This window comes from Phyllobacterium sp. OV277 (genome assembly GCF_900104355.1).
Lineage (GTDB): Bacteria > Pseudomonadota > Alphaproteobacteria > Rhizobiales > Rhizobiaceae > Phyllobacterium.
In genome coordinates this window covers 65,597-91,317 of sequence record NZ_FNIY01000003.1, presented here as the reverse complement: position 1 = coordinate 91,317, position 25,721 = coordinate 65,597, and the positions used below count along the sequence as shown (strand labels likewise).

Here is a 25,721-nt window from a genome sequence, read left to right as displayed (position 1 = left end):
CATCGGGCTTCGGCTTCGCCGATGGGTTAAGATCAGTCTTGCCAATCCCTCGACCTTGAACCAAATTCGCTTCCACAGAACGCCTCTATTTAAACCGGAAAGGTTCTAGGCCGCGCGGATCGTTGGGATTTTGCTGACATCCACTTCCCGCTCCACATGCCAAGCATCATAGGCCGCCTGCATGCGAAGCCACACAGCTGCCCCATCACCGAAAGCCTTGCCAAGCCGTGCAGCAATGGCGGGCGAAACGGGTTTACGCTCCCCGATAATGTCATAAAAGTGCTGTCGGGATATACCGAGAAGCTTGGCAATCTCCGCCTTGGTTTTCCCCGTCGCCGGAATAATGTCATCAAGAAGCGCACCCGGATGTGACGGACAACGAAGTTGAATTGTCGTAGCTTTAATCATGCTCGTCGACATCTCGGACATGCGCTTAAACACCTCTGTTGCTGACAAGTCTGCCAATAGCGAGAAGGCCAGTCAATTCGACATTGGTCGTATATGCCGGATCTATTTCTTCTTGTTCGTATCGGCGCCCTGCCAATAGTCCATTGTCGCTGATTTGTCGTAGCCTTCACCTGTCAGCCGTACGCTGACGCGGCCGGTTTCCGGATAGACGATCACATCATGCGGGTTCTTTTCGCCGATAATGAGGAAGCGGCAGAGTGCATCGCTGTGATTGTAGAAGGAATGCCCGGCCTTCTGGCCTGCCGGGAAGCAGACATAATCGCCGGTTTTTACGAGATAGGTTTTCTCACCAAGCTTGAGCGTCATTTCGCCCGCGAGGATCAGCGCCTGCTCTTCCTCAAGCATGTGGTAGTGGTTGAGGGTGGACTCCATGCCCGGCGCCAGCTCTTCCATGGCAACGCCCACATGGCTCGCACCACCAAACCCCGATAGATAGCGGGAGCGTGAGCCGTAGCGCGTGTTCTCCGACCAGTTTTCCCATGGCACGTTTTCTACGGAAAACGGCTCAAAAATGCCTTCAGCGTTCACGGATGTGGGTTTTGGCTTGTCAGTCATTCTATCTCCTATCCCCGTCCGCCGACGCGCAGGCCGGCGACACTACGCTCTTCCAGCACATTGTGCCTGAAACGGTAAAGCGCGGCGGGTCTGCCGCGTGCCTGTGTCTGTTCAGCGCCTGTTGGTTCAACCAGTTCGGTACCTTCCACCAGACGGCGGAAATTCTGCTTGTGCAGGTGACGGCCGGATATGGCTTCGACGGTTTCCTGCAAGGCGGTGAGTGTGAATGTTGGTGGCATCAGCTCGAAAACCACCGGGCGATATTTCAGCTTGGCGCGCAGCCGTGAAATCGCTGTCGCCAGGATGCGCCGGTGGTCGAAACTCATGGGCAGGCCGAGATTGCCCGATAGTGCAGGCGGGTCAGCGCGCCCGTCGCGCACGGCCTCCCCAACAAGACCTGCCTCGTAGAGCAACTCGTAACGCTCCAGCACCCGCTCTTCATCCCAGACAATGCCTTCATCGCCAAAGGCCAGCCTGATACGGCTCATGCGTGCGTGGGAATTGCCCTGTACGGCCCATCGGCAAAGCGCTGGACGAATCGTGTCATCAATCATGGTGGGCTTGCCGCCGCGCCAGTCTTCCCATGGCAGGAACGAATACCAGCTGCGCCAGCGCGCACCGGATTTGCGCAAGGCATCCCGGTTTTCGTCGGTGATCCGGGTCAGCGCCAGATAGCCGACAGAAACGATATGCAGGTCGCGATCCTCAGCGGTTTTGTGCCTGCCGCGGTCGCCGAATGTGTAGAGCTGTTCGACATAGCCAAGCCGCAAGGGTGTCTGCTCGGCAACCCATTCGCGCAAGCCGGTCTCGAATGTGCGGTGAGCCAGAGGGTTAAATGGACCAAACGGCAATTCATCCCGCTGGGCATCATCGCTGGCCGGTGTCGTCAGGATAAGCGGATCATTGTCGGCGACTGCAGCAATGGCAGCACTCAGATTGATCTCGACAGCATTGGGCGCAGCTGTTGTCATCGCGGCTGGATCACCACAACCGGTAAGCTAAATGGCGTGCCCTCAAAAGCTTCTTCGCCCCGGCCAATCGCCTTGATAGCATCGACCATACGCCCCTTGCGGCCAAGAATATCATCGGCAAGTGCAATCAACCGGCTGTTGGGCGTGGCTGACGGCGCATTCCTGCGCAGGGTTTGCGCCAACAGCGTTTCATCAAGCTCAGGGTTGAGCGCCAGTGCGGTAATATAGGCGCCAGCCGTGGAGCGCGATATGCCGGCATAGCAGTGGACGAGCAGTGGCGTCTGGCGATCCCATTTTTGGCCAAATGCAATGAGGCTATGCACATGATCAATGCCGGGCGGGGTCATACCATCTGCCGGTTCGACAATATCGTTGAACCCGAGAAACAGATGCCGCCCTTCGGCAATTTCAACCGGTCGCTCAACCGGCGTGCCCATATTGATCAGCGTCACCATATCGCGCGCACCGGAACGCGTCGCCGTTTCGGCGAGGCGGGAAAGGGGAGTGACGATGATATGCGGCATGGCCTTTACCTTCTGCTGGCGCGTTGTGATTCCAATACAGCAAAACGCTGCAAAAAGGCATTCTGCGCATTCTGGGTTGCCATGGCGGTCAAGTCGAGACCCTGCGGGTCGATTCCGCGTGGACGGCCAAAGAAAAGCACAGCTTCCGTCTCGGCAAAACCCGCAAGCCTGGTAGCCTCGAAATAGGCGGCTATGGCATCCGCCCGCTTGATCAGGCCGCGCAGGTTTTGCGTGACCGCAGGCGGCAGGGCAAAGCGCAGATGGATGGCCTGCTGCAAACGCAGCTCCACGCTCTTGTAGTCGCCGCCCACCACAGCCTTGAAGGGTGAAATCATGTCACCGATCACATATTCAGGCGCATCATGCAGAAGGGCTGCAAGGTGGTGCTCGACCGTAGCATCCGGGACGATCATCCCGAAAATCTGCTCAACCAGCAGAGAATGCTGCGCCACCGAATAGGCATGATCACCGACGGTCTGGCCATTCCAGCGGGCAACACGCGCAAGCCCTTGTGCAATGTCTTCGATTTCAATGTCGAGCGGCGAGGGATCAAGCAGGTCCAACCTTCGGCCTGACAACATCCGCTGCCATGCCCGCATGTCGTTTCTTGATGCTTTTGGTGTTGCCGCTTTGGGCATGGATTCCCCCGGTCTGATTTGTGCGTGGTAGGTGGCTGGTGGTGCATGGTTCTGTGGTTCGTGGTTCGATAAGCTCACCATGAGGGCCCTTCGACAGGCTCAGGATGAGGGGAGCTTTATTCTGCAATCTTTGCGATTATCGTTGCATCCCCACTCTCCCTCATGGTGAGCTTGTCGAACCACGAACCACGAACCACGCTCATGCAACCCACAGCAACGCACCATAGATTCTGAGCTTAAGCCTCCTGGGTCGTCACCGGAAATGTAAAACGGTGTTCGGGCGGAATGGCAAGCGTCAGCGTTGTGTCTCCTGACAGGATCGGCGTACCGGCATCCGCAGCATCTTTCACCCGGTCAATGCGCACGAGCGCCAGCCCGGCATTGCCAACCACGCTGCCAAGTGTGCCGATATCGCGCCCGTTGGCGGTGATCGCGGTGCCTGTTTCGGGCAGATTGGCATTTCCCGATGCGATCAGGATGCGCCGGCGTGCCGTGCCGCGATGCTGCATGCGCGACACCACTTCCTGCCCGATGAAACAGCCCTTCTTGAAGGAAACGCCCGATATCTGGTCCAGATTCACATCATGCGGGAAAGCATCGCCAAGGGCATAGTCGAAGGGTGCTTCCGCCACGCCGTGCGCGATGCGCAGCGCCATCCATTGTGTCTCATCGGCGGTGGGTGCGGCCTCGGTGCCATAGTGGCGGCGGACATTCAGGGCATCGGGAAAGCGGCGGTCATGCACGCTTGAATCATTTTCTGAAGCGCCTGACTCATTTCCCCATGAAACCCGGATAACCGATTCAGGCCGTACGGTAATTTGCACTTTGGCGCGCAATTTATAGAGGGTCAGCCGCTTGGTTAAATCGCTGACAGAGGTTTCCAGCGTGTCGAGTAATAAACCGTCCGCTGTGCGGGCGACAAGAAACTCAAACAGGATTTTCCCCTGAGGGCTAAGCAGCGCGCCGGGTTTCAGATCACCCTTGTCGAGGTCATCGAGATCGGTTGTAATCAGGTTCTGCAGAAACTTTTCTGCATCGTCCCCGGTAACATCAAGAACCACTCTTCCGCTTAAGTTTGCCGATGGCATCGCTTCACCCTTGCCTTTCCTGTCACCGTTACGTAAGCCGCAAGTGAAGGGTTCGCAAGGCAGGAATGGAAAGCAAATGGCTCAGACGTTCGATACGATTTTCAGAAGCGGAATGGTTGTCAATCAGGATGGTGTGGCCTTGCGCGATATCGGCATCACCAATGGCCGAATAGCTGCCATCGGCAATCTCGGCGGTGCTTCCGCCGGAGAGATCATTGATGCGACGGGCCTGCATATTCTGCCGGGTGTGGTCGACAGTCAGGTGCATTTCCGCGAGCCCGGTCTTGAGCATAAGGAAGATCTGGAAAGCGGCTCGCGCTCGGCGGTTCTTGGCGGCGTCACTGCTGTCTTTGAAATGCCCAATACCAAGCCACTGACCACATCGGCTGATACACTTGAGGATAAGGTGCGGCGCGGCCATCACCGCATGCATTGCGATTTTGCCTTCTGGGTTGGTGGCACGCGCGACAATGCCAAAGATGTGGCCGAACTTGAACGTCTGCCCGGCGCTGCCGGTATCAAGGTGTTCATGGGTTCATCCACCGGCGACCTTCTGGTTGAGGATGATAAAGGCGTTGCCTCGATCCTGCGCAACACGCGCCGCCGCGCTGCCTTCCATTCGGAAGACGAATTCCGCCTGCGCGAGCGCGAAAGTTTCCGCATTGCCAATGATCCATCATCGCATCCGGTCTGGCGCGATGAAATCGCCGCGCTTCAATGCACGCAGCGGCTTGTCCGCATCGCCCGGGAAACCGGCGCCCGCATCCACGTCCTGCATATTTCCACGGCAGAAGAAATTGATTTTCTGGCTGATCATAGGGATGTGGCAAGCTGTGAAGCCACGCCGCACCACTTGACCATGGATGCCAGCCAGTACGCGACGCTTGGAACGCTGTTGCAGATGAACCCGCCAGTGCGCGATGCCAGACATCGTGACGGCATCTGGAAGGGCATCGGGCAGGGGATCGTCGATGTGCTCGGCTCCGACCACGCGCCGCACACGCTGGAAGAAAAATCAAAGCCCTATCCGGCATCACCCTCAGGGATGACCGGCGTGCAGACGCTGGTGCCGATCATGCTTGACCACGTCAATGCCGGGCGCCTGTCCATCGAGCGCTTTGTCGATCTGAGCTCCCATGGCCCCAACCGCCTGTTCGGCATGGCGCGCAAGGGTCGCATCGCCGTTGGCTATGATGCAGACCTGACCATCGTCGACATGAAGCGGCGCGAGACCATCACCAATGCACAGGTCGGCTCAAAGGCGGGCTGGACGCCCTATGACGGCAAGACTGTCACGGGCTGGCCTGTTGGTACGATCGTTCGCGGCATCAAGGTAATGTGGGACGGCGAAATCGTTACGCCATCGCAAGGTGAGCCAATCCTGTTCGGCGAAGCATTGGGTCAGGGCAGATAAATCTGCGCTTTCATGAAGGTGACCGCCTGACCTGTGATCAGCACGCGGTCACCTTTCAATTCGCACAACAAATGTCCGCCGCGGCTGGAGCGCTGGAAGGCTGACAGCTTTGTCTTGCCGAGTTTCTCCGCCCAGTAAGGCACCAGTGTTGCGTGGGTGGAGCCGGTGACAGGATCTTCGGGAATCCCGGCGAAGGGCGCAAAGTAGCGCGAAACAAAATCATGTTCGTCGCCTTTGGCCGTCACAACAAGCCCTTGCCCTTGCAGTTTCACGATTTCCGCTAGGTCAGGGATAAAGTCGATGACGGCTTGCTCATTGGCCAACTCGACAAACATATTCTCGAAATTGCGAAACGCCTCAATTGGTCCACTACCAAAACTGGCTCTGAGCGGGGCAGGAATATCTGTCACTGTTTCAGGCGGAAAACTTGGAAAATCAAGCTGATAACCGGTATCTTTGGGGTCAACCCGCAGCGTTCCAACGCGCGTTTCGAATACAAGCTGGCCTTTCGTACCAAGTTCATGCACGAGAACATGCGATGTTGCCAGCGTAGCATGGCCGCAGAACTCCACCTCATGCACAGGTGTGAACCAGCGCAGGTCAAATCCTCCGCCATTGGGCCGCACAAACGCCGTTTCAGCCAGATTATTCTCGCTGGCAATGTTTCGCATGGTTGCTACAGGCAGCCAGTCCTCCAGCACCAGCACGGCGGCCGGATTGCCCCGGAAAAGCTCTGAGGTAAAGGCATCGACCTGATACATCGTCAGTTCTGGCATGGGGATTCCGTTCTGTGGAAGGTGTCATGATACGCGGGCAATGATGTCTTGGTATTTGAACAAAGTATCATAGACGTTCCCTATCGCCTGTGCTTTCCTGTGATGGTGACAAGTTTTTCCCTGATGATGAACACCATGGACATTATGGCCGATGGACAAGCGGTGGTTCTTGCTGCCATGGCTCATCATACGAGGAAAACTAGCAGCGCGTTGTCATTGCGCGCGGTAAATTTGTTCAATCGTGAGACAGGAAAATCATAAATGCTGAATCGCCGGGATGCTTTGCTTGGGGCTGTTGTGGCGCTAACCGGGAGTGGATTGGCCATATCCGCAATGGCCGCTGGCGAGGCAATACCTGAACCAGTAGGCAGCGTCGACGTTGCCACGCTCATGCAAACGGGCCCACTCGAAGATATGGTCATGGGCAAGGCCGAAGCTCCCGTGACCATCATCGAATATGCCTCGATGGGATGTTCACATTGTGCCGATTTTACAGCGCACACTCTGCCAGCGATCAAGGCGAAATACATAAATACCGGCAAGGCAAAGTTGATCTTCCGGGAACTGCCGCTGGAGTCACGCTCAACCGCCATCTTCATGCTGGCGCGCTGCGTGACCAAGGAGCGCTATTATCCCTTTATCGAGACGCTGTTTGGTCATCAGGAACAATGGCTTCAGATCGCCGACATAAAGAGCTATCTGCTGCAGACATCAAAACTGGCGGGTCTCACAGAGGAGCAATTCACCGCCTGTCTGGCCAATCAGGACCTTCTGAACAAGGTGAATGCCGGGCGGGAGCGTGGGCTCAAAGAATTTGGCATCACCGGCACGCCGACATTCTTCATCAATGGCAAAAAATATGTCGGCGCTCTCTCGCTTGCCCAGATGTCGGCAATTATTGAAAACGAATTGGCGTCACCCCGGTAATACATCGCCGTTACCGACTTGTATCCTTGGGGGCAATGAACAGGTGAGACGTCGGGGCCGGGGATGATCAGGCCCGGTAGGTCAAACCGTATAGGTATGATTACCAATTGGCGTCTTGCCGATGGGCAAATAAGTTGAGCGCATTACTCATGGGCATAGCGTCCATCAAATGCGTCAAGGTAGATCATTCATGGTAAAATCAATACCAATTCTGGCGCTGGCCATATCCGTGCTTTCCGCATCGGCTTTGGCAGCGGACAGCACTCCCGCAGTCAAGGAAGAAGTCATATCCGCCTTCGAAACGATTACGGTGCAAGCGGATGGTCGTTTCGTCAGTGAATGGGAAACAAAACGCCGCCTGCTTGATGCGAGCGGACGGGACAAGCTGGCGACAAAGACGTTTCGCTTTAATGATCAACTCTCAACTCTCGATGTGATAGAGGCTGAGACGATCAAGGCCGACGGGCGGCACGTACAGGTGCAGCCGGATCAAATTCGATTGCAGGAAGATCCGGCCGCCACGGGCATGCCATTCTTCAGCACAAGCAAGCAGAAATCCATTATTTTCCCCGACATCGAAGTTGGCGACACCATTCATTATCGTGTTCGCAAAACACAAACAGAATCGGATTTTCCTGGAAACTTTGCCTATTCCGATTCTTTCAATCCCGATGAACGCGTGCTGGCTTACAAACTCGTGCTCAAAGCACCGCAATCCCTGAATTTACGCAGTGACGTGAATGCGATGAAAGAGGTGCGCGAGACCGATGCGAATGGCGACAAGCTGTGGAGTTGGACTTTTGCACAGCCTGATGTTCGTGCGTTTGACGACGGTAAGACGGATGTTTTTATCAACAGTCCGCATGTGACAGTCACCACATTTGCAAATTGGGAGGCCATTGCCCACGCTTATCAGGCCCGGGCCAACGACAAGGTTGCGGTAACGCCGGATATTCAAACGCTGGCAGACAATTTGACGAGGGGAGTTTCAGACCAACGGGAGCAAACCCGCATACTCTATGATTGGGTGCGGGGTAACGTTCGTTACGTCGCATTGTATCTGGCTCAGGGCGGGTATGTTCCTCATGTGGCCGGCGATATTCTGCGAAACAGATATGGAGACTGCAAGGATCATGTTGTTCTGCTGGAGGCTCTTCTTAAGGCCAAGGGCATCGATAGTCATGGTGTTTTGATCGCGTCAGGAAAGTTGTACAAACTGACGCCGGAAGCGATCCCTGACTATTTCGACCATATTATCAATTATGTACCGGCGCTTGATCTTTATCTCGATTCAACGGCGCAATATCTGCCATTTGGTGGGCAGGCCTATTGGCTGGCCGGCAAATCTGTCCTGCACGTTGATGCGTCAACCGGAACCAGAACAACGCCAGCAATGACGGCGACGGATAATAAAATGTCGACGTCTTTGACTGTATCCATTGGGTTGGATGGATCAATCAACGGCAAGGTGAACGAAATATCGCATGGCAGTATTGCATTTGACCGTCGTTCCGCTGTCGCGAGTGTGGACCCCCTCCGGCGTTCCGACGCGATAAAGCAGTTGCTCGCGCGCAATGGTTTGAACGGAAAGGGTGAGTTTACGGCCGGTGACCCTTCCAGTGATGATATCGGCTATCCAATCGATATCGGTTTCTCTGCAGAACAGACAGGACTTGATCTTGCCAATCCCGAAGCTTTGCCGATCGAGATGCCTATGGCGCTCGGATATTCGATTGCCGACATGACGAGTTTTGCCAATGATCTTGCTGAGCCGCATTATGGCACTGCTTGTGCTGCAAGCGACCTCACGGAGACCTATGACATTACGCTTCCCAAAGAGGTCGCTATCCAGTTTCTTCCAAAAGACCTGTCCGTTGACGATGGCCCTATTCAATATCGCTCCACATACAAGAAAGACGGTCAGAATATCAGGGTCAACCGCCACTACATTATGTCTATCGATAAGGGCTATTGCACTCCTGACGAAGTCGAGCACATGAAAAAGGCGGCGATCATCATGCGTCAGGATCTGCAGCGAAAAGTGATGCTTGCTCCTTTAAGCAATTGAACTGTGGCACTTGCGCGAGATTTCGTGATTGGTCTTCCGATCATGGAGTCTCGCCGTTCACGTCGGTATCCGCGTGTGTCTCAATTGACAAAAGCTACGTGCCCAAGCTTTTCCGGATTGCGGACGATGTAGATTGCCTTGATCTTTCCATCCTCGATTTCAAGCGCCGTGGTTTGCAGCAGACCGTCGGCCTCACGCGTGACATAGCCGGGTAGGCCATCGATCAAACCGCGATGCACAATCGGCGGTTGATGATATTCCTCCCGGCGGGAAACACCGGCGAAGAAGCGTGAAACCTTGTCCAGCGTGTAAACGGGGTTGATCGCCGAGGGACGAATGCCGCCGCCATCGGTGTAGAGCGTCACGTCATCGGCAAGCAGCGCCTGCAGGGTTTGCGTGTCGCCGCTGCGTGAGGCGTTGAAAAAGGCTGAAGCAATGTCCTTACCGTGCTCGTCCGAGACTGGAAAGCGTGGCTTTGCCGTCTGCACATGGGTGCGGGCGCGGCTGGCAAGCTGGCGGCAGGTCGCAGGATCACGGCCAATGGCTTCCGAAACCTGATTGAAATCCTGACCGAAAACATCGTGCAGTAGAAAGGCGGCGCGTTCCAGCGGCGAGAGGCGTTCCAGTGCCATCATCAGGGTGAGGGTGACGTCGCTGTCAGCCTCTTCTTCGCTTGGATCGAAAATGGGTTCCGGCAGCCAGCTCCCCACATAGGTTTCCCTGCGGACACGCGCGGATTTCAGATGATCGAGACAAAGCCGCGATATGGTGCGCACAAGGAAAGCCTCCTCGCTGCGCACCTGCGACCGGTCGGCCTGGTACCAGCGAATGAAACCTTCCTGCACAATATCCTCCGCCTCCGCGACTGACCCGAGCATGCGATAGGCAATGCGGATCAGCCGAGGGCGCAGCCGATTAAACGTTTCCGTAGCGTCAGGCTGGGACACGGGATTTGTCTACCGGGTGGACAGAGCGGAACCCGACAGAGATCCGGTTCCATGCGTTGATGGTCACGATCAGCATGGTAAGCTTGACAATCTCCTCCTCGGTGAACTGCGGCTTGAGAGCCTCAAAGTCACTATCAGGTGCATTGGTCTGGGCGACAAGCGTCAAGGCTTCGGTCCAGCCGAGAGCAGCGCGCTCGCGGTCACTATAAAGCGGCGATTCCCGCCAGGCATCAAGCAGGAACAGGCGCTGGGTGGTCTCGCCGTTTTTGATTGCATCCTTGGAATGCATGTCGATGCAGAAGGCGCAATGGTTGATCTGGGAAGCCCGCATCTTGACGAGTTCAATCAGGCTGTGTTCCAGCCCGCTCTTCACAACTGTTTCTTCCATGGCAAGCATCGGCTTCATGACGGGGTAGTTATAAGGGTTCAATCGGGCTTTCATCATCAGTCTCCTTGTTTGGCATTCAGTTGCCTGCACACAAGACGAGATAGGAAAGCCCGATGTGACATCGTCCCTGAAAATTTTTGAATTCTTTTTCAGCCAAGCGGAAAGGCCTGCGGCACGAGGATGCGCCGCGCAATTTTTCGCGCCGTGTCATCGTCTTTGACAAAGGCAAAGGAAACGCCAAAAGCATTGCCGAATGCCTGTGCCGCCAGCTTGATCGGTTTGGATATAGGGCCGCCATTCTCGATGACGATGGCTCCTGCACACCAGCGTTTGAGCTGGTCGCGGAACCGCTTGAGAACCTGCGCGCGTTGCTTGCGCTGTTCATGCGGTTCTTCCTGATGATGTTCAGGCGAATGATCGGCAATCATGACGAAACGCTCGCCGCGGGCAAACAGCGCCTTGATCTGCGCTTCAGGACTTTCGGTGCTGTCCTGATCGGCACGCATATAGACGAGCGGAAATTCCTTGAGATCAATGAGCATGACGGTCTCCATGATGGAAAAACGGGCGGCAGTCCGCCCGTATGGATCAGAGATCCAGGTGTGGATCAGAGATGGGTGACGACGAGTTCGCTAAGCTGCGGGTTGCGAATGGACATGAATTCGAACACCCCCAGCGCCTGCAGAGCGGGCAGGGCTTCGATGATGTCTTTTTCCGCTATAGCGCGATCTTCCTGTGAAGCGTTGGGATTGAGCCAGAGTCTGGCATTGGCGAGAAATGCACCGACGGTGCCTTTGCGCACGGGTACATCATTGAAGTGAAGCAGATTGATATCATCGGGTAGAATGTCCTGGGCACGCATGCTGGTCTCCTTCTTGGGTGTGGTCAGATCAAACTATCCAAAGGCGATTGGCGCTGCTATCGTATCAGTGCCATTCAATACGGTGTTGAGGCCAAAATGAGTTATTTCATCACGCCCGATCGTGCCGGGTCATCCCAAGGGCCGATCATCATCGCAGGCAAGCAGGAGGAAGACCTTCCGCGTCTGGTTGGTTTTCATAGCCATGCACGCGGGCAATTGCTTGGTGCCAGCACCGGCTTGCTGACGGTTGGAACGGAGCGGGGACAATGGGTCGTGCCCGCCATTCATGCAGTGTGGATACCGCCGCATCATGAGCACTCGCTGCGTTCGCACGGGCCTTATTTTGGCTGGAGTGTCTATGTGGCGGAGCCTGAATGTGCCGCGCTGCCCGCATTTCCCTGCACATTACGCAGTTCCGGGCTTCTGCGTGAGGCAGTCAATCGGGCGGCAAGCTGGAAGGGCGAAGAACTCAATCCGGTAGAGGAGCGCATTGCCCGGGTCATACTCGACGAGATTGCCAGCCTGCCGCAGGAGAATCTCGGACTGCCATTGCCTCAGGATTTAAGGCTTCTGCGCATTGCGCAAGCCTTCGCAGATAATCTGCTTGATGAGCGAAAGGCGGAGGAATGGGCCGACTGGGCTGGTATCCCCGCCCGCACAATGACGCGAAAATTCGTTGTCGAGACGGGATTTACGTTTACGGAGTGGCGTCAGCGCGCGCGATTGATGCGGGCATTGGAACTGCTGGCGGCCGGAGAGGCGGTCACAACAATTGCACTGGATGTCGGGTACAACAATATAAGCGCGTTTATTGCTATGTTCCGCCGCGTGTTCGGCGTCACCCCCACGCGCTATTTTGAGAAGAGCATTCTCTAGTCGCCATTGACGAAGAAGCGCCAGCGTCCCTTCGGGGTAATGCCCAAGCGGTAGAACACATAGGTGCCGAACTGCTTCATCTCGTCATAATCGCCAGCGGTGACGATCTGGAAGAGTTCCACGCGCTGTTTGGCGTCGAGCTTGTCGAGTGGATAGGCGAAGAAATAAGGCCATACGTAAAGCTCATCGGGCGTGCCTGCGTCGAGATGCACATAGCCTGAATTCAGAATATCGACCGCAATGGCAAGGATTTCCTGACCATCCGTGTCGCCAGCAAGGCTTTTCAGATAGGCAATCGGATCGCCGTCCACATCAGCGAGTGAAAGCTGGGTAACGTCATCGCCCGAGCCGATCAGCGGGCGCAAAGCTTCCAGCGAGCCGGATTTGGCGGCCGTAAGGATCAACTCGCGCATCTTCTGCACGGGGAAGGGCAGCTTGGTGACGTCATATTCCACATGCGGAGGCGCGGAGCCCTCGGGCACATTTGGCAGCGCCAAATTGTCCCGGGTTCCCGCTGCATCGCCTTCCTTGGCGGCAGGTGCCTCCGGCGCTTTTTTGTCAGGCGTTGCGGCTGGGGCTGCGGGCTTTTCCGGTGTTGTTGCGGGCTTGGTCTCGGAAGCGGGCGGAGGTGGCGCAGGCGGCGTTGCTCCGGCAGGCGCTTTTTCATCAGGCTTTGCCGGTGCGGTTTCGGCTGCCTTGGGCAGCTCTTCCTTCTTGATCTCGCTCAGTGCCAGCAGGACAGGTTTGTCAAAACCGGCTGCATAGGCAGGAACAGCGCAAGCGCAGAGAGTTGCAGCTAGAAAACCTGTTCTGGCTATCACAGAGACGGAAGCGAGCTTGTCGAGCATACAGGATCACCCCGAGTTAGAGCATTCGTGACAGGAATGCTCTGAATTATTGCAGAATGCGATTCGATGAGAACTCGCCTGCAGAAATACGTTCACGCAGCACCTCAAGCAAGGCCAATGCGGACACTTCCCCGTTATCACGGATCAATTCGGTCAATGCAGTCGCAAAAGCAGCTTCGGCCATAATCTCGGGCTCGATACCTTCAAGCGTGCCATCTGCCCAGACTTCATTCTGATATTCGATCGCAACCAGCTTTTTTTCTTCTGCAACCAGCTTATCAAGGTCTGCCGATGTCATGTTCATGATTATACCATCCTTGGCCGAAGCCAATTCTTACACTGCCGCTAAACAATACCATAAGTTTTGCTTAAAATGCGGTCCATTGGCTTCAACAGTTAAAGCCTGGTTAATTTCCATAGCCCGATATGATCTCCGAAGAAAGCCTTTCTCCCTCGGTCTGGTAGCGGTCAATCGCCGCAATCGCCTGGCTCGTACACGTCGTATAGGTCTCGGTAAAAGTCCGGTAGCCGCGGTTGAAGCTGGCAATGAGCCGCGCCTTCCGGGTCGGGTCCGGATTCTCCGCCGCCAGCAGCGAATCCATCCGGTCGCGCCATTGGCTGCTCTTCTCCCCGCACAGGTTGCGCAGTGAGTGAATCGAGCCCAGCACCTCAGCCAGACGGATCAGTTTTGTTTCATACAAGGGGTCAACCGCATAGGCGGGCACTGCGGTGGCGATTGCCAACAGAAATGCTGATATCAATGCTCTGCAGCGCACGTATTAACCCTATGGTGGTGGATTCCCCGCTGATGGTTGTGACTGGAAAGCAAGGCGTCTTCAAGGCGCAATAGGCGGCAACCCTCAACTTTTAAAGTTTCGGGTTAACGTCTCAGCCATTTCAAGCACGCTTGGCGTAACGTCAAAAGTCGCCATTTCCTCGAATTTCAACCAGTGGACGGCGGCGGCATCATCGGCAGCAACCGCTTCACCCACCGGATCGTGTGCCAGAAAGACCGCAAGGTGATAGGCTTTGGGTGCAGGAAATTCGGGCGTTGAATAGTCAAAGACGACAGTATCGAGATAGGAAACCTTGGTCGCGATTATGCCGGTTTCTTCGAACAGTTCCCGAATAGCCGCTGCGTCAGGTGCTTCTCCCTCCTCACGCCGTCCGCCGGGAAAGGCCAGCCAGCCCTTTGACGGTTCACGCCCGCGCTCAACCAGAAGGAACGCTTCGTTGCGGACGCAAACCGCCGAAACACCATCAACAGTCGGGGAAAGTGGAATCTGTGCCATGGGTTAGGGGTATGCCGGGAGAGGGATTTTGACAAGGGTGGTGGATGGTGGGGTGTGGTGCGTGGTTCGACAAGCTCACCATGAGGGAGAGTGAGGATGCAAAGCTAATCGCAAAGGTTGCATTGCAAAGGTTGCAGAACTTGACTCTCCACCTCCACCTGTTCCCGTCATCACCCCCACCTCTTCCCGTCATCCTCGGGTCAAGCCCGAGGATGACGGGAAGAGGTGGGGGGTGGGAGTCAAGTTCTGTAACTTTGCGACTAGCGTTGCATCCACCCTCTCCCTCATGGTGAGCTTGTCGAACCACGAACCACGAACCACACATCACACAGATTAATTGTAACCACCTTGACCCGGCATCGAAAAACCGGAAGATCACCATTCCAATTCAAATAGGCTTTTCATTGCATGTGTGGACGTTTTGCCCTCCTCGGAACCCCGGAAGAGATTGAAGCCCTGATGGGCACGATGGATGTGGAGGCATTTCCCGCCCGCTATAATATCGCGCCGACACAGCCGGTGCTGATGATTGTCTCAGGCGAAACACCGCCGCCCGGCAGCAACCGCCCGGATCGCCGGGCACTGTTGGTGCGCTGGGGGTTCATTCCGGGCTGGGTCAAGGACACCGCCAATTATCCGCTGATGATCAATGCCCGTTCGGAAACGGCCACTGACAAGGCGTCGTTTCGCGCCGCCATGCGCCATCGCCGCGCGCTGATCCCAGCCTCGGGCTTCTTTGAATGGCGCCGCGATGGCAACAAGAAATCGCAGGCCTTCTGGATCAGACCCAAACATGGCGGTGTCATCGCCTTCGCCGGGCTTTACGAGCCATGGGCCAATGCGGAAGGTTCGGAAATGGACACGGGCGCAATCCTGACCACCAGCGCCAACGAAACACTGCGCCCCATCCATGACCGTATGCCTGTTGTCATTGAGCCCAAGGATTTCAGCCGCTGGCTCGATTGCAAGACGCAGGAACCGCGCCATGTCGCGGATCTTATGAAACCTGCGCAGGCCGATTTCTTTGAGGCCATCCCCGTTTCCGATAGAGTGAACAAGGTTGCCAATATGGGGCCGGATATTCTGGAGCGGGTCGCCGAGGGGATGGCGGAAGTCAAAAAACCGGCGCGGCAAAAGCCGCCAGAGTCTGATGATCAGATGAAGCTCTTCTGATCCCCCTGTTTTAAGCTTTCTTCAATTTCAGGATTTTCCCAATGTTTTCCGCCGCTCTGTCCGGTTTCCTTCTTGGTGCCTCATTGATTATCGCCATTGGCGCGCAGAATGCCTTCATTCTGCGTCAGGGGCTTTTGCAACAGCATGTTTTCATTCTTAGCCTGATCTGCGCGCTATCCGATGCGCTGCTGATCACCGCTGGCGTTGTTGGCCTTGGCACGCTGATTGCCCAGTCACCCAAGCTGATCTCGTTTGTCACGCTGGGCGGTGCCGCGTTTCTGTTCTGGTATGCATCCGTGGCGTTTCGCCGTGCGCTCAAGCCCGAGGCCATGCAGGCGGCAAAGGCGGGCGAGGGGTCTTTGAAAACCGCGATAGCCACGGTTCTGGCGCTGACATTCCTCAACCCGCATGTTTATCTCGATACGGTGGTGCTGCTTGGTGGCCTGTCGGCGCGTTTCGAGGGGGTCAATCGCGCGGCCTATGGTGGCGGTGCTGCGGTTGCTTCGTTCGTGTGGTTCTTTGGTCTCGGCTATGGTGCGAGACTGTTGCAGCCGGTTTTTGCAAAGCCGGCCGCATGGCGCGTGCTTGACGTCCTGATCGGCCTTGTGATGGCCGGGATCGCCCTCAGTCTGTTAGTCCGTTTCCTGCACGGTTGAGTTAAGGTTCAACAGTGGCCGCTGGCGTGGCTTGGTTAAAACGGCTGCCTGAACGGCTGCCGGGCCAATCGCACGATATTGTGCTGCCAGATGATCGGCGAATACGGTGTCGCGGGCTTTGGCCGCTACGGAAGTGTTGGTCATGGGTCCGGTCCTGTGTCGCGGGGACAATTCCCCGGTGATCTCAGACGCAGGAATCCCGGTCAATTGGGCCGGAAAAAAGGCACTTTCCGGGAGGATTTTGGGCTTTCCGGTTAATTTGGATTAACCAATTCAAAACTGATAAATTTGTCACAGGTGACTACTGACAGCTTGCGCTTGACGTCGCGCTTCCGCTCAACCATAAATGCAATCATGAAAACGTCGTCCGTAACGATTATTACCTGTCGGATTATTATCAGCTAGCGCTTCGCTGGCCCCGGCCGTTTTCGTCTCAAAATTTGATCCAAAGATGTGAAACGCACCGGTCGCCAGACCAGCGTGATGATATGCGTATTCACCATTGAAACCTTAAATTTGAGATCAGAGACATGCCGCACAGATTGAGCCTTTACAATACGCTCACCCGCACGAAGGAAGACTTCGTGCCGATCGATCCGAAAAACGTGCGCATGTATGTCTGCGGCCCGACCGTCTATGACTACGCCCATATTGGCAATGCCCGTCCGGTCATCGTGTTCGATGTGCTGTTCCGGTTTTTGCGCCATGTCTATGGCGAGGCGCAAGTTACCTATGTGCGCAATATCACTGACGTTGATGACAAGATCAACGCGCGTGCCGCACGGGACTATCCTGATTTGCCCCTGAACGAAGCAATCCGGGTCGTCACCGACAAGACCAATGCGCAATTTCAGGCGGATGTGAAGGCGCTGGGCAATCTGGAGCCATCCGACCAGCCACGGGCGACGGATTACATCAAAGAGATGGTCGCGATGATTGACCGTCTGGTGGAGCGGGACGTTGCCTATGTTGCTGACGGTCACGTGCTGTTTTCGCCATCGGCGATGAATGCGCGCAAGGGGCCACGTTATGGCCTGCTTGCCCGTCGTTCATCCGATGACATGCTGGCCGGGGCCCGCGTCGATGTCGCATCCTACAAGCGCGACGAGATGGATTTCGTGCTGTGGAAGCCGTCCAAGGTTGATGAGCCGGGCTGGCCTTCGCCTGCGGGCATTGAAGGGCTGGGACGTCCCGGCTGGCATATCGAGTGCTCCGCCATGGCCATGGCCAAGCTGCTGGAACCATTCGGCGGCGGACTTTATTGCGATGATCCGATGAAGAACATCTTTGACATCCATGCGGGTGGCATTGATCTCGTCTTTCCACACCATGAGAACGAGATCGCCCAGTCATGCTGCGCGCTGGGGACCGAGCGCATGGCCAATATCTGGATGCACAATGGTTTTCTGCAGGTCGAAGGCCAGAAAATGGCCAAGAGCGCCGGTAATTTCTTCACGATCAACGAGCTTTTGGAAACAAAAGTCTTTGGTGACCGCAAATGGCCGGGTGAGGTGCTGCGCCTTGCCATGCTGATGACCAATTACCGCGAGCCGATTGATTTTACCGTCAACCGGCTGGAGGAAGCCGAGAACATTCTGGTCAAGGCACGCGAATATGTGGGCGATGCTCCTGTCGGGACGATTCCGGATGATGCGATCACCATCCTGTCGGATGATCTGGCGACACCCAGCCTGATCAACTGGCTGGCGTCCATCCGCAAATCCGGTTCGGTGAGCCCGGAAGATTATCATGCTGCCTTCGCGCTGCTCGGTGTTGATGTGGCGGGGCAGACGGCTGCCAATCTATCCGATGCTTTCAAGGCTGAACTTGACGCGAAGATCAGGGAACGTCTGGCTCTGCTTGGCGCAAAGAGCTTTGCCGAGGCTGACCGTATTCGTGATGAGCTGCTGGAAAAGGGCATTCAGCTCAAGGACGGCAAGAATCCTGAGACCGGAGAGCGCGTGACAAGCTGGGAAGTGAAAAGGTGAGTTTGGTGCAACACCCCCCTCTGTCCTGTCGGACATCTCCCCCACAAGGGGGGAGATCAGCCTTCAATACCGTCTTTGCACAATCTGAAACCGTTCCTGTTGTGCAAAGGCGTTCATGCCAATGTGATCTCCCCCTTGTGGGGGGTCCGAAGGACGGGCGAGACCCGTGGCTCGCCCTGGTAGTCCGACAGGACAGAGGGGGGTGAGCACCATGCCATCCCACACCCCCGTCTCGCCCGAAATCCGCGGTAACGCCAAGTCCATGCGCAAAGCATTGACGGATGCTGAACTGAAACTTTGGAATGCGGTCCGTGCGCACCGGCTGATGGGATTGGCCTTTAAAAGGCAAATGCCCATTGCGGGCTATATAGTCGACTTTGCCTGCCCCACACGTCGGTTGATCGTGGAGTTGGATGGCTCGCAACATGGTAACGACATCGATCTGAAATACGATCAGAACAGAACCCGCTGTCTGGAAGCGGATGGCTGGACCCTGCTGCGTTTCTGGAATGACGATGTTTTGCGGGATATTGACGGTGTATGTCAGCACATTATCAGCGCTGCATTGAGCGGGAACGAAAACCATGAGTCTTGATAACAAGCCCGTTTACACCGGCGGCTGTCAGTGTGGCGCTATTCGGTTTCGCATCGAAGGTGCGCTGACGGATACATCCATCTGTCATTGCCGGATGTGCCAAAAGGCGTTCGGCAATTTCTATGCGCCGCTGGTTTCGATTGGAACAGCGCACCTGCAATGGACACGCGGCGAGCCAAAGCGCTTTCGTTCGTCCAATCATGTTCAACGTGGTTTCTGCGAAAGCTGCGGCACGCCTTTGACCTATGAGGCACCCGATGGCGCGGCGCTTGCCATCGGTGCCTTCGATCACCCGGAAGAACTGGCACCGATCGTGCAATGGGGCATTGAGGACAAGCTGCCCTATGTCGATGATTTGCATCATCTGCCCGGCCATCGGTCTGATGCAGATCTGGAGTCAGCCGGGTTCCTGAAAACAATGATATCCAACCAGCATCCCGATTATGATACGGATGAATGGCCGCTGGGGGAGGCGGGCAAGTGAAAAAAGAACGCGTTTATCTCTTCGACACGACATTGCGTGATGGCCAGCAGACGCCGGGCATTGATTTTTCGGTTGAGGACAAGAAAGTCATTGCCGATCTGCTCGATGAATTTGGTCTTGATTATGTCGAAGGCGGCTATCCCGGCGCCAATCCCACCGACACGGCATTTTTTGCGGAAAAGCGCACCAAACGAGCAAAGTTTGCTGCTTTCGGCATGACCAAACGCGCCGGTGTTTCCGTCTCCAATGATCCGGGCCTTGCGGCGCTGATTGGCTCCTCGGCGGATGTTGTCTGCTTTGTCGGCAAAAGCTGGGACTATCACGTCCGCGTCGCGCTCGGCTGTACCAATGAGGAAAATCTGGAATCCATCGACGCTTCCGTGAAAGCAGCCGTTGCGGCAGGCAAGGAAGCCATTGTCGATTGCGAGCATTTTTTTGACGGCTACAAAGCCAACCCTGATTATGCCATGGCCTGCGCCAGAACCGCCTATGAGGCCGGGGCGCGCTGGGTGGTGCTGTGCGACACCAATGGCGGCACGCAGCCCAACGAGATCAGCGAAATCGTTCGTGCTGTAACCAAAGTCATACCGGGCGACCATCTCGGCATTCACGCGCATAATGATACGGAGCAGGCGGTTGCCAACTCGCTGGCGGCTGTGGATGCTGGCGTGCGCCATATTCAAGGCACGCTGAACGGCATCGGCGAGCGTTGCGGCAATGCCAATCTGATCACGATCATCCCGACACTGGCGCTCAAGCCCGCATGGTCGAGCCGTTTTGAGACTGGCATCAGTCCGGACAAGCTGAAGGACCTCACACGCCTGTCGCGCAGTTTTGACGAATTGCTCAACCGCGCTCCCAATGCGCAGGGGGCTTTTGTCGGCACCTCGGCTTTTGCGACCAAGGCTGGCATCCATGCCTCGGCGCTGATCAAGGAGCCCGCGACTTACGAACATGTGCCACCGGAAACAGTCGGCAACCGGCGCAAGGTCATGGTGTCGGATCAGGGTGGCAAGTCCAACTTCATCAACGAGCTGGAGCGGCGCGGCATATCGGTCGCCAAGAACGATCCGCGTCTTGATACGCTCATTTCTCTGGTCAAGGAGCATGAGGCGGAGGGCTATGCCTATGAGGGCGCCGATGCGAGCTTCGAGCTTCTCGCCCGTCGTACGCTCGGCACGGTGCCGGAGTTCTTCAAGGTCGAGTCCTTCCGCTGCATGGTCGAACGGCGCTTTGATGCCAATGGCAATATCAAGACTGTCTCGGAGGCCGTGGTCCGTGTCGAGGTGGATGGCGAGCACCGCATGTCCGTGGCTGAAGGCCACGGCCCGGTGAATGCGCTCGATCTTGCCCTGCGCAAGGACATGGGGCGCTACCAGAACGAGATCAATGATCTGGTGCTGGCAGACTTCAAGGTGCGTATCCTCAATGGGGGCACGGAAGCCATCACCCGCGTGCTGATCGAATCGACCGACTCCAGCAATGTGCGCTGGTGGACAGTGGGTGTTTCCGACAACATTATCGATGCTTCGTTTCAGGCACTTATGGACTCAGTGGTCTATAAATTGATGAAAAATCGCGATCTTGCGGGCAAAATCGCTGCGGAGTAGGCTGATTTCCCCGATTTTTCATTGAATATGGCTCAAAACATCAAGAGCCTTGATGCATTGATCAGCCGAATTCAATAGACGTTTTAGGGCTATGGTCGTAGATCAGCGCCCATGAGCGAACAGATCAATCAAAGCAGCCTTGGCGCTGGTGCAATGGTAACCGAAGCACAACCGGGAATGTCCGATGGCAGGAAGGGCTTTATCTTTGCGCTGTCTGCCTATCTGCTTTGGGGCATCCTGCCTTTTTATCTGAAGGCCGTCGATTACATGCCGACCCTTGAGGTTGTCTCGCACCGCATTGTCTGGTCGGTGCCGATTGCTGGCGTCGTTCTTTGGTGGCTTGGCCGCTTCGATGATCTGAAAACCGCGTTCAAGACACCGCGCATGCTGGCCATGGCGACCTTGACGGCAACGCTCATTACCATCAATTGGGGCACGTATGTCTGGGCCATCGGCGCGGGGCACGCGGTTGATACGGCGCTCGGCTATTACATCAATCCGCTGGTGAATGTCGTGCTCGGCAGTGTTTTCCTGTCGGAAAAGCTGACACGCCCGCAGATGGTTGCCATTGCTCTGGCGGCTGGCGCTGTCCTGTTACTGACGATTTCATCCGGTGGCTTGCCGTGGATCTCGCTGGTTCTGGCTTTCAGCTTTGGTTTTTACGGCTTCTTCCGCAAGACGCTGCCTATCGGGCCGACGCAGGGTTTCATGCTTGAAGTGCTGATCCTGTCCGTTCCGTCACTCGGCTTCATTTTCTGGACGATAGCACAGGGAACAAGCCATTTCGTCAATGGCAGCAGCCATGACATCGGCCTTTTGCTGTTTGCCGGTCCCGCCACGGCCATTCCGCTTATTCTTTATGCTTTTGGTGCTAAGCTTCTGCGCTACACCACCATCGGCCTGATGCAATATCTTGCGCCGACCATCGTGTTCCTCTGCGCCATCTTTGTGTTTGGCGAGCCATTCTCGCATGAACAATTCATTGCCTTCGCGATGATCTGGGCAGCGCTGGTGATCTACACCTGGTCCATGCTGCGTGAATCGCGCAAGGTGAAGGCGCTCGCCGTTTAATCAGCATCACCATGGGTGAGTGTTGTAGTGCGCGGTTCGTGGTTCGACAAGCTCACCATGAGGGAGGGTGTGGATGCAAAGCTAATCGCAAAGATTGCAGAACTTGACTCTCTCCCACCTTTCTCCGTCATCCTCGGGCTTGACCCGAGGACCCATAATTAAAAAGCTCCGAGCAACCAAGTTCGTTTGATCTCCTTAGCTGTGGGTCCTCGGGTCAAGCCCGAGGATGACGGAGGTGAGTGTGGAGGGTGGGGAGCCAAGTTCTGCAACCTTTGTGATTATCATTGCAGCCCACACGCTCCCTCATCCTGAGCTTGTCGAAGGGCGGATATCTGGTGGTGCAGCCTGCAAAGGCCTACCCAGCTTATCGCCCCGAGCCACCAATCTTGCGCACAAGCAGATAAACCATCCCTGAGATAACCAGCGCAAGCAGCGCGACGACCCAGAAGCCATGCGGGTTGTTGGCAAAGGGCAAGCCAAGTGTGTTCATGCCGAACAGGCCAGTTATAACCGTGCTTGGCAAGAGAACCGCCGTCATCACGGACAAGACGTAGAGAAACCGGTTGGACTGGTCAGTCAACTTGGCAAGAAGCTCGTCCTGCAACAGTCGCGCGCGTTGTTGCAGCTGTTCGCCTTCCGCATGCAGTGTCGCGGCGCGGATTGACAGTCCCTCAATCAGATCATCAAGATCTTCAGGCAGTGCACGCCGGTCCGCATGGTCAATATGGCGGAACAGGCTGGTGGCGGCGGTGAGATAGCGATGGAAGACCACAATCTGGCGGCGCACCGGTACCAGCCGCTCGCGCTCGCCCTGCCAGTTCTCGCCAACAATATGATCTTCGATGGAATCGAGCGTTTCCGAAAGTTTTGTGATTTCTGCTTTGAGCAGATCAAGAAAGCGCCGGAAGATGGCACTGAACAGCGCTATCGGCGAGGCGGGCTTGGTCTTGCCGCGATTGATGGACTGGCGCACATCATCAACGGATTGCAGCGGATGGCGGCGGCCACTGATGAAAAGGCTCTTGTTGAAGGCAAAGCGGAAATAACCAAGTTCGCGCGGATCGCCGTAGTGCTCATGCTGCAGATCAGGCAATTCCCCGAAGAGCCAGCCATCCTCATAGCTGATCTGGCATTGGTCGCCGGAGGACAGGAACGCCTCGCGCACGCTTTCCGGCAGAGCTTTGTCCGTTTCGAGGCTGCGGCGCGCCCGCGCGTCGGCTAATGCATAACTCTTCCAGGCCCACGCCCTGTCAGCCGTAGCGACTGGTTCAGCGAGCAGTGAACCTGCCGTGTCAAAACTGAAGGCAATGACAAAATCATCGTTGTTGAGACGCTTTGCGTCAGGTTGGGGATCTAAGCTCAATGTTTGAACCATGAAATCCCCATTCCTTCCAGCTACAGCCGTTCGATGATTGCTTCGTCGCCGTCCCGGTCACCCTTTGCTGCCGCATCAAGGATAGCCGGAACAATGTCTTCCGGGCGTTCTACCACAAGCGGATTGACCAAATGTGACGTATGGACAAAACCTTCGGCCTTCATGTGATCGATGAGTGCCAGCATCGGATTCCAGAAACCGTTAATGTTGGCAAAAACCATCGGCTTGCGATGCCGTCCAAGCTGCGCCCAGGTCATGACCTCGACAATCTCTTCCACCGTGCCGATGCCGCCGGGCAGGGTGACGAAAGCATCAGAGCGCTCAAACATCCTGTGTTTGCGCTCATGCATATCCTCGGTGATGATCAGCTCTGACAATTGGCCAAGCGCATGTTCGGTGGCCTCCTTGTTCATCAGGAACTTCGGAATGATCCCGGTGACCTTGCCGCCTGCGGACATGACGCCATCTGCCACGGCACCCATAATGCCTTTAGTGCCGCCGCCATAGACCAGTTCAAGCCCGTTTTCAGCGATGGACTTGCCCAGTATCTTGCCGCTCTGTTTGTAAATCGGATCACGGCCCGGAGAGGAGCCGCAGTAAACACAAATGGATCGAATCTTGCTCATTTGGAAATTGGTGCCTCCTGCCTTGCGAAACGTCAAGCTTCTGAAGATGCGACAAAAGTTTCGAATTGCCATTTTAGTCTAATAATCACAGGGAATAAGGCTGAATTTAAAGGGTTTTCTTGTAGCAGGGTGGAAAAGGCGCTAGACCAAAAACATCAAGAGGGTCGGGGAATAATGATCAAGAACAAGTTTGCACTGCTGGGATTTGGAGTTGTTGTCGCTTTGGGTCTGGTTGCCGCCTATCTGGGGTTTGTTCCGGGTAAGCCCACTCCCGGTGCGCCCGTTGTAACAGCGGATGGCACTGCGCCTGCGCCGGCTGCTCCAAAGCCAGCGGAAACGGCACAAAAGCCAGCAGAACAGCCGCAAATTGCTGCGCCTGCCCCGGCGACATCTGCCGATGCGACAACGCCCGCCGCCGGAACGGCACCAGCACCCGCGAATGCATCTCCCGCAAAGCCCGGTGTGCCCGCTTTTGACGTTCTGCGTGTTGATCCCAAAGGGACGATCGTTATTGCCGGTAAGGCAGCAAATGACGGCAAAGTCGATCTTCTGGCACGTGGGCAAGTGATCGGCAGCACCAAAGCCTCACCGTCAGGTGAATTCGTTATCGTTCTCGATGATCCGTTGAAGCCCGGCGATTATCAGCTTGTGCTGCGCTCAACGGCCCCGGATGGCAGTGCAATGACCTCGCTGGAGACGGCGATTGTATCCATTCCGGAAACCAAATCCGGGCAGGTTCTGGCGCTGGTCGAACAATCGGGCCAACCGAGCCGTATGATCACCAAGCCTGAGGTGCCCGCTCAGGCAGCTTTGAATGCGCCAGCCACAACGGCGGCACCCACCGGCGATAAGCCGGTCAAGCAGCCAACTGCCAAGGCCCGCATTGTCGTCGAAGCTGTTGAAATTGAAGGCAGCAAGCTCTTCATCGCTGGCATTGCCGATGCGGGTTCAACGGTCAAGGTCTATGCCAATGACGATCTCATTGGCTCGACCAAGACAGGTGCTGACGGGCATTTCCTTGTACAGACCACGCGCGATTTGCCAGTGGGTGACTATATCATCCGCGCCGATATGGTTGAAAAGGATGGGGTAACAGTGATTGCGCGGGCAGCCGTGCCGTTCAAGCGCGAGGCTGGTGAACGTGTATCGGCCATTGCGCCTGCACCAGCCACCGAAGCTCCGGCGCCGGCGCCGCAGGCTTCAACCGAGACAGCGCCAGCAGCCGGAGCCGAACAGGCGCAGAGCAATAACACCGGTGCGGCGCTCAAGAATGTTGACGGTTCCGTCATCATCCGGCGCGGCGACAATCTCTGGACGATATCCCGCCGTACCTACGGTGAGGGGACCCGCTACACGACGATCTATCTTGCCAACAAGGAGCAGATCCAGAACCCGGATGTGATTTTCCCCGGTCAGGTTTTTGCCCTGCCTGAAAAGGACAAGACGGCGCCGCAATAGAATTATCTGCTCGAGGAAGGTCGTCTTTGCGCAAAGGCGGCCT

General features: G+C 56.0%; 30 protein-coding genes. 12 read left to right on the top strand and 18 right to left on the bottom strand.

The genetic code is table 11. The features are described 5' to 3' along the window. Positions 1-105: 105 nt before the first annotated feature. The 6 genes from BLU05_RS12190 to BLU05_RS12165 all read right to left on the bottom strand — a co-directional run bounded on the left by BLU05_RS12190 (position 106) and on the right by BLU05_RS12165 (position 4,244). Positions 106-429 carry a HigA family addiction module antitoxin gene (locus tag BLU05_RS12190; protein ID WP_244518327.1) on the bottom strand — a complete coding sequence of 108 codons (324 nt, stop codon included), beginning with the start codon at positions 427-429 and terminating at the stop codon, positions 106-108. Positions 430-510: 81 nt separating this feature from the next. Beyond that, positions 511-1,023 (bottom strand): cupin domain-containing protein, encoded by a 513-nt coding sequence (locus BLU05_RS12185; protein ID WP_091880405.1) that lies wholly within the window; start codon positions 1,021-1,023, stop codon positions 511-513. Between the two features lie 8 nt (positions 1,024-1,031). Further along, positions 1,032-1,994 carry an NUDIX hydrolase gene (locus tag BLU05_RS12180; RefSeq protein WP_091880404.1) on the bottom strand — a complete coding sequence of 321 codons (963 nt, stop codon included), beginning with the start codon at positions 1,992-1,994 and terminating at the stop codon, positions 1,032-1,034. Further along, positions 1,991-2,518: a tyrosine phosphatase family protein gene (locus BLU05_RS12175; protein WP_091880402.1), complete on the bottom strand. Its 528-nt coding sequence runs from the start codon at positions 2,516-2,518 to the stop codon at positions 1,991-1,993. Before BLU05_RS12175 ends, BLU05_RS12180 begins: the two co-directional genes overlap by 4 nt. Positions 2,519-2,523: 5 nt before the next feature. Further along, on the bottom strand, positions 2,524-3,156 hold the full coding sequence (locus BLU05_RS12170) for a YfbR-like 5'-deoxynucleotidase (RefSeq protein ID WP_244518326.1): 633 nt from the start codon (positions 3,154-3,156) through the stop codon (positions 2,524-2,526). Positions 3,157-3,392: 236 nt separating this feature from the next. Next, positions 3,393-4,244: a CAF17-like 4Fe-4S cluster assembly/insertion protein YgfZ gene (locus BLU05_RS12165; protein WP_091880399.1), complete on the bottom strand. Its 852-nt coding sequence runs from the start codon at positions 4,242-4,244 to the stop codon at positions 3,393-3,395. Between the two features lie 76 nt (positions 4,245-4,320). Between BLU05_RS12165 and BLU05_RS12160 the strand changes: the two genes are divergently transcribed. Next, positions 4,321-5,658, top strand: coding sequence for a dihydroorotase (locus BLU05_RS12160; RefSeq protein ID WP_091880398.1), 1,338 nt, complete (start codon positions 4,321-4,323; stop codon positions 5,656-5,658). On the opposite strand, the gene BLU05_RS12155 is transcribed toward BLU05_RS12160, so the two are convergent. Continuing rightward, positions 5,646-6,434: a PhzF family phenazine biosynthesis protein gene (locus BLU05_RS12155; RefSeq protein ID WP_175540587.1), complete on the bottom strand. Its 789-nt coding sequence runs from the start codon at positions 6,432-6,434 to the stop codon at positions 5,646-5,648. The genes BLU05_RS12160 and BLU05_RS12155 overlap by 13 nt on opposite strands. 261 nt (positions 6,435-6,695) lie before the next feature. Between BLU05_RS12155 and BLU05_RS12145 the strand changes: the two genes are divergently transcribed. Beyond that, positions 6,696-7,361 (top strand): DsbA family protein, encoded by a 666-nt coding sequence (locus BLU05_RS12145; protein ID WP_091880395.1) that lies wholly within the window; start codon positions 6,696-6,698, stop codon positions 7,359-7,361. A gap of 190 nt (positions 7,362-7,551) precedes the next feature. Continuing rightward, positions 7,552-9,429 (top strand): DUF3857 domain-containing transglutaminase family protein, encoded by a 1,878-nt coding sequence (locus tag BLU05_RS12140; RefSeq protein ID WP_175540586.1) that lies wholly within the window; start codon positions 7,552-7,554, stop codon positions 9,427-9,429. Positions 9,430-9,509: 80 nt separating this feature from the next. On the opposite strand, the gene BLU05_RS12135 is transcribed toward BLU05_RS12140, so the two are convergent. The 4 genes from BLU05_RS12135 to BLU05_RS12120 form a co-directional block, all read right to left on the bottom strand. After that, positions 9,510-10,376, bottom strand: coding sequence for a sigma-70 family RNA polymerase sigma factor (locus BLU05_RS12135; protein WP_091880392.1), 867 nt, complete (start codon positions 10,374-10,376; stop codon positions 9,510-9,512). Beyond that, a complete protein-coding gene (locus BLU05_RS12130) occupies positions 10,363-10,818 on the bottom strand; it encodes a carboxymuconolactone decarboxylase family protein (RefSeq protein WP_091880391.1) in 456 nt (151 codons plus the stop codon). The genes BLU05_RS12135 and BLU05_RS12130 overlap by 14 nt, the downstream gene beginning before the upstream one ends. Positions 10,819-10,913: 95 nt before the next feature. Beyond that, entirely contained in the window at positions 10,914-11,306 is a 393-nt protein-coding gene (locus tag BLU05_RS12125; RefSeq protein ID WP_091880389.1) for a hypothetical protein, read from the bottom strand. Positions 11,307-11,371: 65 nt separating this feature from the next. Beyond that, complete coding sequence (locus BLU05_RS12120; protein ID WP_091880388.1) at positions 11,372-11,626, bottom strand: hypothetical protein; 255 nt, start codon at positions 11,624-11,626, stop codon at positions 11,372-11,374. Positions 11,627-11,722: 96 nt separating this feature from the next. Here BLU05_RS12120 and BLU05_RS12115 point away from each other — a divergent pair, with 96 nt between their 5' ends. Next, positions 11,723-12,502: an AraC family transcriptional regulator gene (locus tag BLU05_RS12115; RefSeq protein WP_091880386.1), complete on the top strand. Its 780-nt coding sequence runs from the start codon at positions 11,723-11,725 to the stop codon at positions 12,500-12,502. Here BLU05_RS12115 and BLU05_RS12110 read toward each other — a convergent pair. The 4 genes from BLU05_RS12110 to BLU05_RS12095 all read right to left on the bottom strand — a co-directional run bounded on the left by BLU05_RS12110 (position 12,499) and on the right by BLU05_RS12095 (position 14,642). Then, positions 12,499-13,350, bottom strand: a complete 852-nt coding sequence (locus BLU05_RS12110) for a hypothetical protein (protein ID WP_091880385.1) — start codon at positions 13,348-13,350, stop codon at positions 12,499-12,501. The genes BLU05_RS12115 and BLU05_RS12110 overlap by 4 nt on opposite strands. Before the next feature lie 46 nt (positions 13,351-13,396). Continuing rightward, a complete protein-coding gene (locus BLU05_RS12105; protein ID WP_091881120.1) occupies positions 13,397-13,654 on the bottom strand; it encodes a hypothetical protein in 258 nt (85 codons plus the stop codon). Between the two features lie 103 nt (positions 13,655-13,757). Further along, the gene (locus BLU05_RS12100) at positions 13,758-14,093 is read right to left on the bottom strand and encodes a TIGR02301 family protein (RefSeq protein ID WP_234528013.1); all 336 of its coding nucleotides are present in this window, start codon (positions 14,091-14,093) and stop codon (positions 13,758-13,760) included. Positions 14,094-14,210: 117 nt separating this feature from the next. Beyond that, positions 14,211-14,642: an NUDIX hydrolase gene (locus BLU05_RS12095; RefSeq protein ID WP_091880381.1), complete on the bottom strand. Its 432-nt coding sequence runs from the start codon at positions 14,640-14,642 to the stop codon at positions 14,211-14,213. Positions 14,643-15,050: 408 nt separating this feature from the next. Here BLU05_RS12095 and BLU05_RS12090 point away from each other — a divergent pair, with 408 nt between their 5' ends. Next, complete coding sequence (locus tag BLU05_RS12090) at positions 15,051-15,815, top strand: SOS response-associated peptidase (RefSeq protein ID WP_091880380.1); 765 nt, start codon at positions 15,051-15,053, stop codon at positions 15,813-15,815. A 41-nt stretch (positions 15,816-15,856) separates the two neighbouring features. After that, on the top strand, positions 15,857-16,471 hold the full coding sequence (locus BLU05_RS12085) for a LysE/ArgO family amino acid transporter (protein ID WP_091880378.1): 615 nt from the start codon (positions 15,857-15,859) through the stop codon (positions 16,469-16,471). Here BLU05_RS12085 and BLU05_RS26185 read toward each other — a convergent pair. After that, entirely contained in the window at positions 16,448-16,615 is a 168-nt protein-coding gene (locus BLU05_RS26185; protein ID WP_175540585.1) for a hypothetical protein, read from the bottom strand. The two genes, BLU05_RS12085 and BLU05_RS26185, sit on opposite strands and share 24 nt — an antisense overlap. Positions 16,616-17,001: 386 nt before the next feature. Between BLU05_RS26185 and cysS the strand changes: the two genes are divergently transcribed. The 5 genes from cysS to rarD all read left to right on the top strand — a co-directional run bounded on the left by cysS (position 17,002) and on the right by rarD (position 22,219). Further along, a complete protein-coding gene (gene cysS, locus BLU05_RS12080; protein ID WP_091880377.1) occupies positions 17,002-18,459 on the top strand; it encodes a cysteine--tRNA ligase in 1,458 nt (485 codons plus the stop codon). A gap of 211 nt (positions 18,460-18,670) precedes the next feature. Further along, positions 18,671-19,054, top strand: a complete 384-nt coding sequence (locus BLU05_RS12075) for an endonuclease domain-containing protein (protein WP_091880376.1) — start codon at positions 18,671-18,673, stop codon at positions 19,052-19,054. Further along, positions 19,044-19,538, top strand: a complete 495-nt coding sequence (locus tag BLU05_RS12070; RefSeq protein WP_091880374.1) for a GFA family protein — start codon at positions 19,044-19,046, stop codon at positions 19,536-19,538. The genes BLU05_RS12075 and BLU05_RS12070 overlap by 11 nt, the downstream gene beginning before the upstream one ends. After that, a complete protein-coding gene (cimA, locus tag BLU05_RS12065) occupies positions 19,535-21,148 on the top strand; it encodes a citramalate synthase (RefSeq protein ID WP_091880372.1) in 1,614 nt (537 codons plus the stop codon). The genes BLU05_RS12070 and cimA overlap by 4 nt, the downstream gene beginning before the upstream one ends. A 153-nt stretch (positions 21,149-21,301) precedes the next feature. Then, entirely contained in the window at positions 21,302-22,219 is a 918-nt protein-coding gene (rarD, locus tag BLU05_RS12060) for an EamA family transporter RarD (RefSeq protein WP_175540612.1), read from the top strand. A gap of 364 nt (positions 22,220-22,583) precedes the next feature. Here rarD and BLU05_RS12055 read toward each other — a convergent pair whose 3' ends face one another. Beyond that, complete coding sequence (locus tag BLU05_RS12055; RefSeq protein WP_091880369.1) at positions 22,584-23,594, bottom strand: CorA family divalent cation transporter; 1,011 nt, start codon at positions 23,592-23,594, stop codon at positions 22,584-22,586. Positions 23,595-23,614: 20 nt separating this feature from the next. Continuing rightward, complete coding sequence (locus BLU05_RS12050; RefSeq protein WP_091880368.1) at positions 23,615-24,220, bottom strand: LOG family protein; 606 nt, start codon at positions 24,218-24,220, stop codon at positions 23,615-23,617. Between the two features lie 174 nt (positions 24,221-24,394). Between BLU05_RS12050 and BLU05_RS26560 the strand changes: the two genes are divergently transcribed. Beyond that, the gene (locus BLU05_RS26560; protein ID WP_091880366.1) at positions 24,395-25,678 is read left to right on the top strand and encodes a LysM peptidoglycan-binding domain-containing protein; all 1,284 of its coding nucleotides are present in this window, start codon (positions 24,395-24,397) and stop codon (positions 25,676-25,678) included. Positions 25,679-25,721: the final 43 nt, after the last annotated feature.

What these genes read in the sequence shown, in the direction of transcription:
- BLU05_RS12190 (WP_244518327.1), bottom strand. Translation starts at nt 429, where the DNA reads ATGTCCGAGATGTCGACGAGCATGATTAAAGCTACGACAATTCAACTT.
- BLU05_RS12185 (WP_091880405.1), bottom strand. Translation starts at nt 1,023, where the DNA reads ATGACTGACAAGCCAAAACCCACATCCGTGAACGCTGAAGGCATTTTT.
- BLU05_RS12180 (WP_091880404.1), bottom strand. Translation starts at nt 1,994, where the DNA reads ATGACAACAGCTGCGCCCAATGCTGTCGAGATCAATCTGAGTGCTGCC.
- BLU05_RS12175 (WP_091880402.1), bottom strand. Translation starts at nt 2,518, where the DNA reads ATGCCGCATATCATCGTCACTCCCCTTTCCCGCCTCGCCGAAACGGCG.
- BLU05_RS12170 (WP_244518326.1), bottom strand. Translation starts at nt 3,156, where the DNA reads ATGCCCAAAGCGGCAACACCAAAAGCATCAAGAAACGACATGCGGGCA.
- BLU05_RS12165 (WP_091880399.1), bottom strand. Translation starts at nt 4,244, where the DNA reads ATGCCATCGGCAAACTTAAGCGGAAGAGTGGTTCTTGATGTTACCGGG.
- BLU05_RS12160 (WP_091880398.1), top strand. Translation starts at nt 4,321, where the DNA reads ATGGCTCAGACGTTCGATACGATTTTCAGAAGCGGAATGGTTGTCAAT.
- BLU05_RS12155 (WP_175540587.1), bottom strand. Translation starts at nt 6,434, where the DNA reads ATGCCAGAACTGACGATGTATCAGGTCGATGCCTTTACCTCAGAGCTT.
- BLU05_RS12145 (WP_091880395.1), top strand. Translation starts at nt 6,696, where the DNA reads ATGCTGAATCGCCGGGATGCTTTGCTTGGGGCTGTTGTGGCGCTAACC.
- BLU05_RS12140 (WP_175540586.1), top strand. Translation starts at nt 7,552, where the DNA reads ATGGTAAAATCAATACCAATTCTGGCGCTGGCCATATCCGTGCTTTCC.
- BLU05_RS12130 (WP_091880391.1), bottom strand. Translation starts at nt 10,818, where the DNA reads ATGAAAGCCCGATTGAACCCTTATAACTACCCCGTCATGAAGCCGATG.
- BLU05_RS12125 (WP_091880389.1), bottom strand. Translation starts at nt 11,306, where the DNA reads ATGCTCATTGATCTCAAGGAATTTCCGCTCGTCTATATGCGTGCCGAT.
- BLU05_RS12120 (WP_091880388.1), bottom strand. Translation starts at nt 11,626, where the DNA reads ATGCGTGCCCAGGACATTCTACCCGATGATATCAATCTGCTTCACTTC.
- BLU05_RS12115 (WP_091880386.1), top strand. Translation starts at nt 11,723, where the DNA reads ATGAGTTATTTCATCACGCCCGATCGTGCCGGGTCATCCCAAGGGCCG.
- BLU05_RS12110 (WP_091880385.1), bottom strand. Translation starts at nt 13,350, where the DNA reads ATGCTCGACAAGCTCGCTTCCGTCTCTGTGATAGCCAGAACAGGTTTT.
- BLU05_RS12105 (WP_091881120.1), bottom strand. Translation starts at nt 13,654, where the DNA reads ATGAACATGACATCGGCAGACCTTGATAAGCTGGTTGCAGAAGAAAAA.
- BLU05_RS12095 (WP_091880381.1), bottom strand. Translation starts at nt 14,642, where the DNA reads ATGGCACAGATTCCACTTTCCCCGACTGTTGATGGTGTTTCGGCGGTT.
- BLU05_RS12090 (WP_091880380.1), top strand. Translation starts at nt 15,051, where the DNA reads ATGTGTGGACGTTTTGCCCTCCTCGGAACCCCGGAAGAGATTGAAGCC.
- BLU05_RS12085 (WP_091880378.1), top strand. Translation starts at nt 15,857, where the DNA reads ATGTTTTCCGCCGCTCTGTCCGGTTTCCTTCTTGGTGCCTCATTGATT.
- BLU05_RS26185 (WP_175540585.1), bottom strand. Translation starts at nt 16,615, where the DNA reads ATGACCAACACTTCCGTAGCGGCCAAAGCCCGCGACACCGTATTCGCC.
- cysS (WP_091880377.1), top strand. Translation starts at nt 17,002, where the DNA reads ATGCCGCACAGATTGAGCCTTTACAATACGCTCACCCGCACGAAGGAA.
- BLU05_RS12075 (WP_091880376.1), top strand. Translation starts at nt 18,671, where the DNA reads ATGCCATCCCACACCCCCGTCTCGCCCGAAATCCGCGGTAACGCCAAG.
- BLU05_RS12070 (WP_091880374.1), top strand. Translation starts at nt 19,044, where the DNA reads ATGAGTCTTGATAACAAGCCCGTTTACACCGGCGGCTGTCAGTGTGGC.
- rarD (WP_175540612.1), top strand. Translation starts at nt 21,302, where the DNA reads ATGGTAACCGAAGCACAACCGGGAATGTCCGATGGCAGGAAGGGCTTT.
- BLU05_RS12055 (WP_091880369.1), bottom strand. Translation starts at nt 23,594, where the DNA reads ATGGTTCAAACATTGAGCTTAGATCCCCAACCTGACGCAAAGCGTCTC.
- BLU05_RS12050 (WP_091880368.1), bottom strand. Translation starts at nt 24,220, where the DNA reads ATGAGCAAGATTCGATCCATTTGTGTTTACTGCGGCTCCTCTCCGGGC.
- BLU05_RS26560 (WP_091880366.1), top strand. Translation starts at nt 24,395, where the DNA reads ATGATCAAGAACAAGTTTGCACTGCTGGGATTTGGAGTTGTTGTCGCT.